The following is an 11,585-nucleotide window of genomic DNA, read 5'->3' as shown; positions in this document are numbered from 1 at the left end:
CGGTGAGGCCGGTGATCGAAGTCGTGCGCAGCGGGCGGGTGGCCGCGTCGCCGGAACGCGTGTGGCGCCTCGTGTCCAGGCCGGAACGCGCTCCGGAGCGGCTCAGCCCCACCGAGGGCGTCGACATCATCTCGGGCAGCGGGTGCGGCCAGCGGTGGCGCGGGCACGGCCGGTGGGGCGAGCGGCCGTCCGAGGTCGACGCCGAGGTGGTCGAGCACCGCAGACCCCTGGTCGTGGCGTGGCGGCACCTCGCCGAACGCGTGGACGGCGAGCCCGCACCCGTGTTCGCGGCCAGCACGGTGTTCCGGGTCGAGCTGGAGCCGTCGGGCGGGGGAACGCTGGTGCGGCCGCGGTCCGTCCAGGAGCCCGCGTCGGCGGTGCGCGGGGTGCTGGTCAAGCTGTTCGGCAGCAAGGAGATCGCCTGCGGCGTGGAACGCGCGCTCGCGCGGCTGGCGGACGTTCTCCGACCACCGGGCAAACTGGTCCCGTGATCCCTCGTGGGGCAAAACCCTTCTGAGCACAGCGTTCCACGGACGGGACCACGAGCGTCGACGGCGTGGAGGGCACCGCGCGCCGGACACCGCGCTTCCCGCGCACCGGGCGGTGGTGCGCGGCTCGACGTGCGTGACCGGGCCGGTGCCTGCGTTCCCGGCGCTCCGGTGGACGACGTCCCTACCGACCCCGCGCTGACGCGGTGCCGTAGACCGACCGCAGCCAGACCGTCGTCAGCGTGTCGACGAGCCTGCGGTCCCGCACCGGCGAACGGCGGGACAGCGACTGCGCGTAGCAGGCCTGCTCGTTCATGTGCTCCAGGACGGTCACCAGCGACCGCGCGTCCGGCGGTCCCGGCAGGGCGACCCCGGCCGCGCGTTCGCGCTCGATCTGCTCGGCCGCGGCGTCGACGAAGCGGCGGCCGACGTCGGACCAGAACTCCTGCATCCGGGGGTTCACGTCGCGGGCGCGCATGGCGGCGCGCAGCACCGGGCCGTGGTGGCGCCACAGCGCGACCGTGGCGGTGAGAGCCCGGCGGATCGCGTCCTCCGGCGGCTCGCTTCCGCGCCGCAGCCACAGGCCCGCGCACCCGTGCAGCTCGACGGCGACCTGTTCGGACAGCGCGTGCAGCACGGCCTCGCGCGACTCGAAGTGGAAGTAGAACGTGGACCGGGACACGCCCGCGCCCGACGTCAGCTCGTCGACCGCGATCTCGTCGAGCGACCGGGACTCCAGCAGCCGCTCCGCGGTGTCGAGGATCGCCTGCGACGTCAGGTCGCCCTTGCTGCGCTTGCGTCTCGACGCGACCTGGTGCACGGGTGTGCGTGGGGGCATGGCGGCCATCCTGGTCCACTCGTCGCGGCACGGCAACGGTTTCACCAGCACGTTCGATTCAGAAGGCCTGGCGCGGCCACAGGAGACGGAGCGGTCGTCCCGAGTGGATCCCGGCGCGTGGCCGACGACGTCAGACGTGGGCGGGACTTCTCGGTTCCGCCACGGTGAAGCGGACCTCCGTGGCGAGCACCAGGTCGCCTTCGGACGACCGCGCCGCCTCGATCTCGGCGAAGGCCGCGGCCCGCGCGCGGGGCAGGTGCCCGGCGGGCACGCGGGCCAGCAGGTCGCGGCCCCCGTTCGCCCACACCCACTCCAGCCAGTGCTCCGGATCGCGGAACCTGATCTCCCGCACGTCCTCGGTGATCACCACCCGCTCGTACCCGTGCCCGGTGACGAACCCGCGGATCGACGCCTCGTCGTGGAACGGTCCGCGCCGCGCGCCCACCTCCGGGGCGAAGCGGCCGATCGCGGCGAGTGCGCGGGTGAAGGCGGGGTCGGGCGCGGCGACGGTGCTGAACGCGATCCGCCCCGCGGGCCGCAGCAGGGTCGCGTAGTGGCGCAGCGCCGCAGCCGGGTCGGACAGCTGGACGATCATCAGGTCGGCCAGCACGACGTCGAAGGAGCCCGGCTGGAAGTTCGGCTTCCCGGCGTCGTCCAGGCGCACGTCCGACCCGTTCCAGTGCCGGGCGCGGACGCGGGCGCCCGCGAGCTGCACCATGCCGGGCCGGTGGTCGACGCCCATCACCGAGCCGTTCTCCCCCACCGCGTCCAGCGCGGCCAGCAGCGTCGAGCCCCGGCCGCAGCGGACCTCCAGGACGTGCTCGCCGTCCCGCAGCCCCGCGCGCTGCACGAGGACCGCGCCCATGGCGGGGGAGCTGTCGACGGCGAAGCGGTCGTGCCCGCGCGCCGACAGGTCGAACGCCGCGACGGTCGACGACTCCAGCAGCTCGGACGGTCCCACGGACCGATTGTCCCGCTCGCACGTTTCGGGCGTGTTGCCCGCGACGGGTGCGCCCTGCCGCCGAACGGGTGGACACTGGGGGTGTGGATCCCCTCCGGGCACTGCGTCAGGTCGCGTTCCGGCTCGAACGCGCGGGCGAACCCACCTACCGGGTGCGGGCGTTCCGCCGGGCCGCGGACATCGTCGCCGGGCTCCCCGCCGGTGAGGTGGACCGCCGGGTCGCCGCGGGCACGCTGACCGACCTGACCGGCATCGGCAAGGCCACCGCGAGCGTGATCGTGGACGCCGTGGAGGGCCGGGAACCCGCCTACCTCGCCAAGGTCGGCGCTCCCGAGCCGGTGTCCGGCGGCCACGAGCTGCGCGCGGCGCTGAAGGGCGACTGCCACACCCACTCCGACTGGTCGGACGGCGGCAGCCCGATCCGCGAGATGGCCGAGGCGGCCCGCGACCTCGGTCACGAGTGGGTGGCGCTGACCGACCACTCGCCGAGGCTGACCGTGGCGAACGGCCTGACCGCCGACCGGCTGCGCAGGCAGCTGGAGGTCGTGGCCGAGCTGAACGTGGAGCTGGCGCCGTTCCTCGTCCTCACCGGCATCGAGGTGGACGTCCTCGACGACGGCTCGCTGGACCAGACCGACGAGCTGCTGGAGCGGGTCGACGTCGTGGTCGCCAGCGTGCACTCGAAGCTGCGGATGCCGGAGCCGGAGATGACCGAGCGCCTCCTGACGGCCGTGGCGAACCCGCACGTCGACGTCCTGGGCCACTGCACCGGCAGGCTCGTGGTCGGCAAGGGCCGTCCCGAGTCCACGTTCGACGCCGACGCGGTCTTCGAGGCGTGCCGCGAGCACGGCACGGCGGTCGAGATCAACTCCCGCCCCGAACGCCGCGACCCGCCGACGCGCCTCCTGCGACTCGCGGTCGCCACCGGCTGCGACTTCGCCGTCGACAGCGACGCCCACGCCCCCGGCCAGCTCGACTGGCTCGTCCACGGCTGCGAGCGCGCCGAGGCCAACGGCGTCACCGCCGACCGCGTGATCAACACGCGGTCGGCCGCCGACCTGCTGGCCCGCTGACCCGCTACCCCCGCAGCGGCACCCGTGCCCGGACCTCGGCGAGACCGGCGAGCGGCCAGGAGACCAGCAGGTCGAGCACACCGCCGTCGGGCCGGGTCACGACGAAGGTGCTGCGGTCGTGGAACCGGCCCGGCCCGCTCCCACCGCCGACGGAGCCGCCGTGGGGTCGGAGCAGGTGAGCGCCCCGGCCGCGCACCTCGGCGACGGACGCCCGCACGCTCGCGCCCTCCTCGCGCGGCGGCGGACCGGTTCCGGGGAAGGCGCGCAGGCCGACGGCGACCGCCGTGGTGCCCCGCGCGATGCTCAGCACGTCCAGGGTCAGCACCGGACCGACGACCGTCACGCCGGCGAGCACGACGACCGCGTCGGCGGAACCGTGCAGCACGACGGGCGCCGCCACGGCCACGCCCTCCTCGACCGCCAGGTCGAGCGGACCGGCGTCGGCGAGGTGGCGCTCGAACTCCTCCGCCACGGGCACGCCGACCCGCGGCCCGTCCCAGACGGACGTGCCCGCCGCCGCCACCAGTGCCCGCGACGGCAGGGGCAGCGGGAGCACCGCCTCCGGAAAGCCGATCTCCGGCCAGGCCAGCACCAGCGACACCTCGTCGAACAGCGGCGGCAGCAGGTAGACGCCGCGGTGGACGGCGGGAGCGGTGGGCGAGGTCGAGCGCGTCTCGGACACCACGTACTCCCACCGCGCCCGATCGTCCGGCCCGAGCCACCCCACCCGCAGGTCGAGGCCTTCGTCGTAGGCGGGCAGCAGGTGCCGCGGCGCCACCGGGGGCCGGACCGCGACCTCCCGTGCGACGCGCGAGAGCAGTTCCAGCGTGAGCCCGGTCGGTCTGGCCACCGCCCGCACCACACCGACGCTCAGCTCCGGCCGCCGCACCAGCACCCCGCCGGGGTGCGCCACCACTCCCAGGACCTCGATCGGTTCCACCCGTCCACCTTGCCCGCCGGCAGCACCCGGCGGTGTCGCCCGACCGTGCGACAGCGGGCGTCGTGGTCGCCACCGGCCGACCGTGGTCCAGACCCTTCGCGACCGACAGAATCCGCTCACGCTCCGTGACAACACCTCGGGCCTGCCACGACTGGGTCGTCACGTCCTGTGTGGACCTGATCAGGTCGATGTGTAGACGTCGAACCTCTGGGTACTCCGCTCCCGACGGCAACCGAATCCCCAGGAGGTTCTGGTGACCACCATCGAGAAGTCGGTCGGCGTCCGGGGCCCGGCGAGCACCGTCGAGCACACCGCGGAGGACACCCCGCACGACGGCGTCGTGACGTCCAACCGACCCGGCGAGCGGACCGACGAGGTGAACCCGACCACGACGGTGCCCGACGTCGTCGCGCACGACCGCACCGGACCCGGCGTCCTGGGCGGACCGGGATCGCCCACCGCGGGCGGGCCCAGAGAGCACCGCGCCGACGACGGACAGCACATGGCGTGATGAACGCACAGGAGCAGGGCCCCGCCACGACGTCGGACCTCGACGTCCGCGTCCCGGCGGGGCCCGCTCATCTCCCCAGCATCCGGATCGTCACGGCGGGCATGGCGGATCGAGCGGCGTTCGACGCCGACATCGTCGCCGAGCTCGTGCTGGCGGTCGACGAAGCCTGCTCGCTGCTCATCCGCCGGGCCGCCGAGGGCGCCCGGCTCACGTGCCACTTCGCCGTCGAGCACCACGTGCTGCTGTTCCGCGCGCAGGTGTCCTCGCCCAGCACCTGGGTGCCGAAGACGACGTCGTTCTGCTGGCGCGTGATCAGTTCGCTCGCCGACTCGGCGTCCACGATGGTCGACGCGGACGGCGTGCTGCACATCGAGCTGCGGCGGCGGGAAGCGGCGTTGCGATGATCCAGTACCCCGCCATGGAACCGGTGTTCCGCGAACTCGCCAAGACCGACCCGGAACGACCGAGGTTCCAGGAGCTGCGCGACCTGCTCGTCACCTCCCACCTGCCGGTCGCCGACCACATCGCCGACCGCTTCGCCGACCGCGGCGAGAACCCCGAGGACCTGCGGCAGGTCGCGGCGGTCGGCCTGATCCACGCGGTGGACCGGTTCGACGTCGGCCGCGGCATCGAGTTCCTGGCGTTCGCCGTGCCGACCATCACCGGCGAGATCCGCCGCTACTTCCGCGACCTGTGCTGGACCGTCCGCGTGCCGCGCAAGCTGAAGGAGCTGTGCCTCGCCATCGACGCCGCCCGAGCCGAGCTCGGTGAGCTGCTGGGCCGCGCGCCGACCCCGAGCGAGGTCGCCCGGCACCTCGGCGTCAGCGTCGAGGACGTCTACGAGGGACTGCACGCCGGCAGCGCGTACCACCTGCTCTCCCTGGACGACCTGCCGGACGAGGAGCTGGACGACCAGCTCCAGGCGGACGACCACGAACTGGAGATCGCCGAACTCCACCACGCCCTCAACCCCATGCTGCGCGGCCTGCCCAAGCGCGAGCGCCGCATCGTGATCCTGCGGTTCTTCGAGGACAAGACGCAGACCGAGATCGCCCGCACCGTCGGCGTCTCGCAGATGCACGTCTCCCGCCTGCTGGCCCAGTCGCTGGAGAGGTTGCGGAACCTGCTGGAAGAAGGATGAGCGCTGGTGGTCCCCTGGTGGTAGGACTGGGGTTCTCCTCCAGGATGGGGTGGTGGCCGTGGCGGACTCCCGGTTGACCGAGTTGGCGTGGCCGCAGCGCGCGGCCCTGGGGCTCAGCGTCCTGCTGCTGCTGTTCGGCCTGGCGGGCTTCGCCGTCACGGGCTTCGACGACTTCACCGGCGCCGGCCCCGACTACGTGCTCGGCCTGCGCGTGAACCCCTTGCAGAACACCATCTACCTGATCACCGGCCTGATCGGCACCACCATGTGCTGGCGCCCCCGCTCGGCGCGCGTGTTCGGCGCCCTCATGGCACCGGTGTACCTGGTCGTGTTCGCGATCGGCGCCCCCTCGGGCGAGGTCGCGGGCACCGGCCCGTTCAACGCCAACAGCGCGGCCGGGTTCGTCCACCTGGCGATAGGGTTCGCCGCCGTGGTGATCGCCCAGGCCTGCGTGCGCGTGGAACAGCTCAAGCGCCATCACGAAGCGTGAACACCCACCCCGCGGGGTACCTCACACGGGAACCGATCTGAGGAGCACCGCCATGGACACCGGAGATCTACGAGGACTGGTCCACGGCAGCGGACCGTTCACCTCCGTGTACTACGACGCGTCGAGCCTGGTCGACCTGCGCTGGCGCGCCATGCGAGACCAACTGGAAGCGCAGTCCGCGACCGACCAGACCCTCGCGGTCCTCGCGGAAGCCGTCCTGACCACCCCCACCCCGCAGGGCTTGGCGGGCCGGGCCCTGATCATCGCCGACGACGGCATCGTGCTGGACCGCTACCTCCCCCTCCCCCCGAACGGCTACACGGCCCGACTCTCCCCCCTCCCGTACCTGCTGCCCCTGGTGGACCTGGCGGAACCGATGGTCCCCCACGTGATCGTGCACCTGGACCACCTGGGAGCGGACCTCAGAGGCGTCGACCACTCCGGCCGCTCGGTCGCGGTGGCCACCGTGGGCGGCAGGATCCCCCCGACCGGCGAACGCCTGCGAGCGGCCGAACTGTCGGACATCACGGAGGAAGCGATCCGCCTGGTGACCTGGCTGCACGCCCCGCTGCTGATCCTCGCGGGCCCGCTGCGCGCACGCCGCACCCTCAGGAACGCCCTGCCGGCGGGCCACAACCACATCATCGTGGAGGTCGAAGCCACTCCCCGCTCCGGCAACACGAACCTGGACAACGTCGTCCACCACCTGGCCAGCCGCCGCAACCACGACCAGCACAGGACCATCGTCGACCGCTTCCGCGACGAGTCGAGCCGCCTGACGGGCACAGCGGTGCACGGCCTGCGAGCCGTCTCGGCGGCACTGAGCGCGGGCGCGGTGGACACGCTGCTGCTCAGCGACACGGTGGTGGGCGAACGAACACTGTGGGTGGACCCGGCAGGCAACCAGATCTCCGCGACCCCGCACACGGGCTTGATCAAACAACGAGCAGACGAAGTACTCCCCCACGCGGCAGTGGCCACGCACGCGGACATAGTCCTGGTGGGCGACCGCCTCAACCTGCACGAGGACGTAGGCGCACTACTGCGCGACTGAAGCAGTCCAGAACCACAACGCACGCAAGACGCGAGAAGACCCGCCCCACAACGAAATCGAGACCACTGCCCGAAACCGTGGCCGATTCTACTCGGGGGATTTGCCCCTTGCGCTGGTGGATCGGGCAGGCCACCGCCTCTGCCCGCAAGCCCGATCAAGGGGCGAACCGAGGGGCCCCCGAGTCAAATCGGCCACCCCGCTGGAACCAGCGGCCACCCCGTCCAACGGGACCGGCAGCCACCCCGACCGACAGACCCAGCAGCACCGCCCTCCGACAGGACCGGCAGCCACCCCATCCAACGGGACCAGCAGCCACCCCGACCGACAGACCCAGCAGCACCGCCATCCGACAGGACCGGCAGCCACCCCATCCAACGGGACCAGCAGCCACCCCGACCGACAGACCCAGCAGCACCGCCCTCCGACAGGACCGGCAGCCACCCCATCCAACGGGACCAGCAGCTACCCCATCCGACGGGACCAGCAGCTACCCCATCCCCGAGGACCAGCACCACCCCGACCCGGCAGCCGCGCGACCCGACGGACCACCTCACCCCGACCCGACGGGACCAGCAGCCGCACCACCCGACAACCTCACCCCTTCAACAACCGCACCACAGCCCTCTCCACCGCACTCCGCCCCTCCCCCGTCTCCCACTCCCCACCAACCTCCCGCACGACGTCCCCCACGGTCCGCCCCTCCTCGAACCCCTCCACCACCCGAGGATCCACATAGGACTTCCGAGCCACGGCGGCCGTGTTCCCCAGCTCCTCGGCCACTTCCCGCATCACGGCCGCCTCCACCCTGGCCACCCCCCGCCCGGACCCCGGCCTCTCCACCCGCCCGAACGCCACAGCGGCCAACACCGTCGCGTGCCACGTGCGGAGGTCCTTGACCGAGTACCCCTCCCCCACCATCTCCTTGAACCGCTCGTTCACGTCGTCCGACCGCACCTCGCACCAGTCCCGCCCGCTCCGGTGCACCAGCAACCGGTCCGACCCCGACCGGGACCTCCGCAACGACCGGACGACAGCGGCCAACGCGGAATCCTCCAGGCACCGCGCGAACTCGACGCCGCTCTTGGCCGGGTAGCGGAACTCCACCACGTCCTTCCGCACCGCGACGTGCGACCGCAGCAGCGTGGCGACGCCGTGCGACCCGTTGTCCTGCTGGTAGCTCTCCCCACCGACCCGGAAGATCCCCCGGTCCAGCAGGTGCAGCGCGACCGCCAGCACCCGGTCGCGCCCCAACCCGGAACCGCCCATGGCACGGGCCACCTCCTCGCGGAACGCGGGCAGCGCGGGCGCCAGCTCCAGCACCCTCGCGTGCTTCTCCGCGTCCTGCTGCTCCCGCCACGCGGGGTGGTAGAGGTACTGCCGCCGGCCTGCGTCGTCGGTGCCCACCGCCTGGATGTGCCCGTTGGGGTGCGGGGAGATCCACACGTCCCGCCACGCGGGCGGGATCGCCAGCGACGTGACGCGCTCGCGGGCGTCGGCGGCGACGGTCGCACCCGCCTGGTCGGTGTAGGTGAAACCGCGACCGCGCCTGGCCCGCCGCCAGCCGGGACCGGTCACGTCGCTGCGCCGGAGTCTCATGATCGACCTGTGCCCACCCGTGCGGGATCCAAACCCGGATCGGGGGTTGGCGGTCCACCCGAACGGGTACAGGCAACCATGACCCCCCTTTGGACCGTCGGTGTCGAACAGGAACTCTTCCTGGTGGACCCCGTGTCTCGACGTCCGGTGCCCCTCGCGCCCGAGGTGGTGGCCCAGGCCGGTGACACCTTCGACGTGCAGCGCGAGCTGACCCCGTTCCAGATCGAGGTTGCCACACCGGTCTGCGAGACGCCTGGCGAGCTGCTCGACCAGATCCGCGCCGGGCGTGAGCACCTCGCGAAGGCCGCGAAGTCCGCGGGCTGCCTGCTCATGGCCTCGGCGATCCCGCCGCTCGGGAAGGCGGGCCCGCCGCCGGAGTCCGACGACCCCCGCTACCGGCTGATGGAGGCCTCGCACCGCAAGCTCCTGGGCGGCCAGGGCGTGTGCGGGTGCCACGTGCACGTCGGCGTGCCGGACGCGGACACGGCGATCACGATCTCGAACGCGATCCGGCCGTGGCTGCCGACGCTGCTCGCCCTGACGGTGAACTCGCCCGTCATGGACACCGAGGACACCGGCTACGCGAGCTGGCGCGCGATGATCTGGTCGAGGTGGCCGGGAGCGGGCGCGCCGCCGCACTTCGAGTCGGCCGCGCACTACGAGCGGCTGGTGCGGGCCCTGATCGCCTCGGGCGCGCTGCTGGACAAGGGGATGGTGTACTGGGACATCCGCCCGTCCGCCAACCACCCGACCGTGGAGGTCAGGGTCGCAGACCTGCCGCTGACCGTGCGGGAGGTCGCCGTGTTCGCCGAGCTGGTCAGGGCGCTCGCGATGACCGCCGCGGAGAACCCCCCGCGGGACGAGCCGGTGGACCCGGTGCTGCTCCGGGCGGCGACGTGGCGCGCGGCGCGGGACGGCATCGACGGGCGGGGCGTCGACACCCGCACCGGCGAGCTGGTGCCCGCGCACGACCAGGCGGCGCGGCTCGTCGCCCACACGGCGGACGCGCTGCGCCGGACGGGTCAGCTGTCCACTGTGGAAGAGCACCTGGCGTGGTTGCGCGCCAACGGTTCCGCGGCCACGAGGCAGCGCGCGGCGCTCCGGCGCGACAGCGACCCGCGAACGCTGGTGGACCAGTTGGTCTCGTGGACCCTGGACTAGGGATGACCACCCGCCTCCAGCGGGTCTACCGTAGGTGGACTGCCGGAACCGGCAGCCCGAACTGAGAGGAGACCGGTGTGCCCGACCCCACAGCGACGGGAGCGACCGCGCCTCAGCCCGCCGTCCTGGCTTCTGTGCGGCTGAACAGCGCGGAGCCCGGAATGGTGGTGCTGCACGTGTCCGGCGAGCTGGACACGACGAGTGCCCAGGAGCTCGCCCTGCCGCTGCAGGACCAGTTGACCGAGGGCAACAGGACCGTGGTCGTCGACCTCGGTGGTGTGCGCTTCCTCGGCTCGGCCGGACTGGAGGCGCTGGTCGTCGGCCAGCAGCGGGCGTCCGAGCTCGGCATCGCGTTCATCGTCGTCGCGTCCAGCCGCGCCGCACTGCGGCCGATCGAGGCCACCGGCCTCGATTCCGTGTTCACGCTGGTCAGCAGCGTCGAAGAGGCCGCTGCGAAGCACTCGCGCTAGACCAGCGAGCGCCTGACCGTCCGGATGGCGCAGCGCACCGCCCCCACCGTGGGCAGTGCGCTGCGCCCCGGCTCGACCACCCAGCGCGCCGCGCCGGTCTCGATCCGCCGCGGCCCGTCCCAGCAGCGCACCGCGGGCGGCAGGACGTAGCGCTGCCGCGGCTCCGGCTCGGGGTCCGCGAGGAACAGCCAGCGGGACCGCGCCGCCGCCAGGATCGGCCCGAGAGGCCCCGCGAACGTGAGCTGGTGACTCACCTCCCCCGCCCACCCGGCGGGCACCTCGACCGCCACCACGCCCTCGTCCAGCAGCAGTTCCCCACCGTGCCATCTCCACATGCCGGGTGATCTTCACCAGGGCACGTGTCCGGAACGTGTCGTGCCGCGACGCGGCGTGTTACGGGGTGTTTCAGCCCGTCCCGCCGTCCTCGCCGATGTCCTCGAACCACAGCTCGGGCCGCTTCTCGATGAAGTCCGTCATCAGCGCCACGCACTCCGGGTCGTCCAGGACAGCGATGTCGACGCCGTGCTCGGCGAGCCAGTCGTGGCCGCCGGAGAACGTGGTCGCCTCGCCGATCACGACGCGCGGGATGCCGAACTGGCGCACCAGCCCGCTGCAGTACCAGCACGGCGACAGCGTCGTGACCATGATCGTGTCGCGGTAGCTCGCCCGCCGCCCCGCGTTGCGGAACGCGGCCGTCTCGCCGTGCGTGGACGCGTCGCCGTCCTGCACCCTCCGGTTGTGACCGCGGCCGAGCAGCGTCCCGTGCGCGTCGAACAGCGCCGCGCCGATCGGGATCCCGCCCTCCGCGAGCCCCGCCCTGGCCTCCTCGACGGCTACCGCGAGCATCTCCTGTGCGTCCATC

Annotated in this window: 15 protein-coding genes; 9 read left to right on the top strand and 6 right to left on the bottom strand. The window is 72.9% G+C overall.

The window, feature by feature from the left end; genetic code table 11:
* Nucleotides 1–11: 11 nt before the first annotated feature.
* Complete coding sequence (locus AC156L_RS24150) at nucleotides 12–491, top strand: SRPBCC family protein (RefSeq protein ID WP_330874151.1); 480 nt, start codon at nucleotides 12–14, stop codon at nucleotides 489–491.
* A 181-nt stretch (nucleotides 492–672) separates the two neighbouring features.
* Here AC156L_RS24150 and AC156L_RS24145 read toward each other — a convergent pair whose 3' ends face one another.
* Complete coding sequence (locus tag AC156L_RS24145) at nucleotides 673–1,326, bottom strand: TetR/AcrR family transcriptional regulator (protein WP_330874150.1); 654 nt, start codon at nucleotides 1,324–1,326, stop codon at nucleotides 673–675.
* Between the two features lie 130 nt (nucleotides 1,327–1,456).
* Nucleotides 1,457–2,287: a class I SAM-dependent methyltransferase gene (locus AC156L_RS24140; protein WP_330874149.1), complete on the bottom strand. Its 831-nt coding sequence runs from the start codon at nucleotides 2,285–2,287 to the stop codon at nucleotides 1,457–1,459.
* Between the two features lie 83 nt (nucleotides 2,288–2,370).
* Between AC156L_RS24140 and AC156L_RS24135 the strand changes: the two genes are divergently transcribed.
* Nucleotides 2,371–3,360 (top strand): PHP domain-containing protein, encoded by a 990-nt coding sequence (locus AC156L_RS24135; protein WP_330874148.1) that lies wholly within the window; start codon nucleotides 2,371–2,373, stop codon nucleotides 3,358–3,360.
* Between the two features lie 4 nt (nucleotides 3,361–3,364).
* Here AC156L_RS24135 and AC156L_RS24130 read toward each other — a convergent pair whose 3' ends face one another.
* Nucleotides 3,365–4,300 (bottom strand): hypothetical protein, encoded by a 936-nt coding sequence (locus AC156L_RS24130; RefSeq protein WP_330874147.1) that lies wholly within the window; start codon nucleotides 4,298–4,300, stop codon nucleotides 3,365–3,367.
* 253 nt (nucleotides 4,301–4,553) lie between these two features.
* Between AC156L_RS24130 and AC156L_RS24125 the strand changes: the two genes are divergently transcribed.
* From AC156L_RS24125 to AC156L_RS24105, 5 genes are read left to right on the top strand one after another with little or no spacing between them, the layout of a single operon-like run.
* Nucleotides 4,554–4,811, top strand: coding sequence for a hypothetical protein (locus AC156L_RS24125; RefSeq protein ID WP_330874146.1), 258 nt, complete (start codon nucleotides 4,554–4,556; stop codon nucleotides 4,809–4,811).
* Nucleotides 4,811–5,215: an ATP-binding protein gene (locus AC156L_RS24120; RefSeq protein WP_330874145.1), complete on the top strand. Its 405-nt coding sequence runs from the start codon at nucleotides 4,811–4,813 to the stop codon at nucleotides 5,213–5,215. The genes AC156L_RS24125 and AC156L_RS24120 overlap by 1 nt, the downstream gene beginning before the upstream one ends.
* On the top strand, nucleotides 5,212–5,952 hold the full coding sequence (locus AC156L_RS24115) for a SigB/SigF/SigG family RNA polymerase sigma factor (RefSeq protein ID WP_330874144.1): 741 nt from the start codon (nucleotides 5,212–5,214) through the stop codon (nucleotides 5,950–5,952). The genes AC156L_RS24120 and AC156L_RS24115 overlap by 4 nt, the downstream gene beginning before the upstream one ends.
* A gap of 52 nt (nucleotides 5,953–6,004) precedes the next feature.
* Complete coding sequence (locus AC156L_RS24110; RefSeq protein WP_330874143.1) at nucleotides 6,005–6,442, top strand: DUF4383 domain-containing protein; 438 nt, start codon at nucleotides 6,005–6,007, stop codon at nucleotides 6,440–6,442.
* A 52-nt stretch (nucleotides 6,443–6,494) separates the two neighbouring features.
* Entirely contained in the window at nucleotides 6,495–7,496 is a 1,002-nt protein-coding gene (locus AC156L_RS24105) for a baeRF2 domain-containing protein (RefSeq protein ID WP_330874142.1), read from the top strand.
* A 594-nt stretch (nucleotides 7,497–8,090) separates the two neighbouring features.
* On the opposite strand, the gene AC156L_RS24100 is transcribed toward AC156L_RS24105, so the two are convergent.
* Entirely contained in the window at nucleotides 8,091–9,092 is a 1,002-nt protein-coding gene (locus AC156L_RS24100; protein WP_330874141.1) for a DNA topoisomerase IB, read from the bottom strand.
* Between the two features lie 78 nt (nucleotides 9,093–9,170).
* Here AC156L_RS24100 and AC156L_RS24095 point away from each other — a divergent pair, with 78 nt between their 5' ends.
* Together AC156L_RS24095 and AC156L_RS24090 are read left to right on the top strand one after the other, a co-directional pair.
* The gene (locus AC156L_RS24095; RefSeq protein ID WP_330874140.1) at nucleotides 9,171–10,253 is read left to right on the top strand and encodes a carboxylate-amine ligase; all 1,083 of its coding nucleotides are present in this window, start codon (nucleotides 9,171–9,173) and stop codon (nucleotides 10,251–10,253) included.
* Nucleotides 10,254–10,330: 77 nt separating this feature from the next.
* On the top strand, nucleotides 10,331–10,723 hold the full coding sequence (locus AC156L_RS24090) for an STAS domain-containing protein (protein ID WP_330874139.1): 393 nt from the start codon (nucleotides 10,331–10,333) through the stop codon (nucleotides 10,721–10,723).
* Here AC156L_RS24090 and AC156L_RS24085 read toward each other — a convergent pair.
* Together AC156L_RS24085 and AC156L_RS24080 are read right to left on the bottom strand one after the other, a co-directional pair.
* A complete protein-coding gene (locus AC156L_RS24085; protein WP_330874138.1) occupies nucleotides 10,720–11,058 on the bottom strand; it encodes a hypothetical protein in 339 nt (112 codons plus the stop codon). The two genes, AC156L_RS24090 and AC156L_RS24085, sit on opposite strands and share 4 nt — an antisense overlap.
* 70 nt (nucleotides 11,059–11,128) lie before the next feature.
* On the bottom strand, nucleotides 11,129–11,584 hold the full coding sequence (locus tag AC156L_RS24080) for a nucleoside deaminase (RefSeq protein WP_330874137.1): 456 nt from the start codon (nucleotides 11,582–11,584) through the stop codon (nucleotides 11,129–11,131).
* Nucleotide 11,585 lies beyond the last annotated feature (1 nt).

The sequence above is a fragment of the Umezawaea sp. genome (assembly GCF_057122925.1).
The sequence above is the reverse complement of the archived record's forward strand: the minus strand, read 5'-3'. Positions and strand labels throughout refer to the sequence as shown.

Coding starts and splice junctions, on each gene's coding strand:
- AC156L_RS24145 (WP_330874150.1), bottom strand. CDS start 1,326: ATGCCCCCACGCACACCCGTGCACCAGGTCGCGTCGAGACGCAAGCGC.
- AC156L_RS24095 (WP_330874140.1), top strand. CDS start 9,171: ATGACCCCCCTTTGGACCGTCGGTGTCGAACAGGAACTCTTCCTGGTG.
- AC156L_RS24105 (WP_330874142.1), top strand. CDS start 6,495: ATGGACACCGGAGATCTACGAGGACTGGTCCACGGCAGCGGACCGTTC.
- AC156L_RS24120 (WP_330874145.1), top strand. CDS start 4,811: ATGAACGCACAGGAGCAGGGCCCCGCCACGACGTCGGACCTCGACGTC.
- AC156L_RS24115 (WP_330874144.1), top strand. CDS start 5,212: ATGATCCAGTACCCCGCCATGGAACCGGTGTTCCGCGAACTCGCCAAG.
- AC156L_RS24100 (WP_330874141.1), bottom strand. CDS start 9,092: ATGAGACTCCGGCGCAGCGACGTGACCGGTCCCGGCTGGCGGCGGGCC.
- AC156L_RS24085 (WP_330874138.1), bottom strand. CDS start 11,058: ATGTGGAGATGGCACGGTGGGGAACTGCTGCTGGACGAGGGCGTGGTG.
- AC156L_RS24080 (WP_330874137.1), bottom strand. CDS start 11,584: ATGGACGCACAGGAGATGCTCGCGGTAGCCGTCGAGGAGGCCAGGGCG.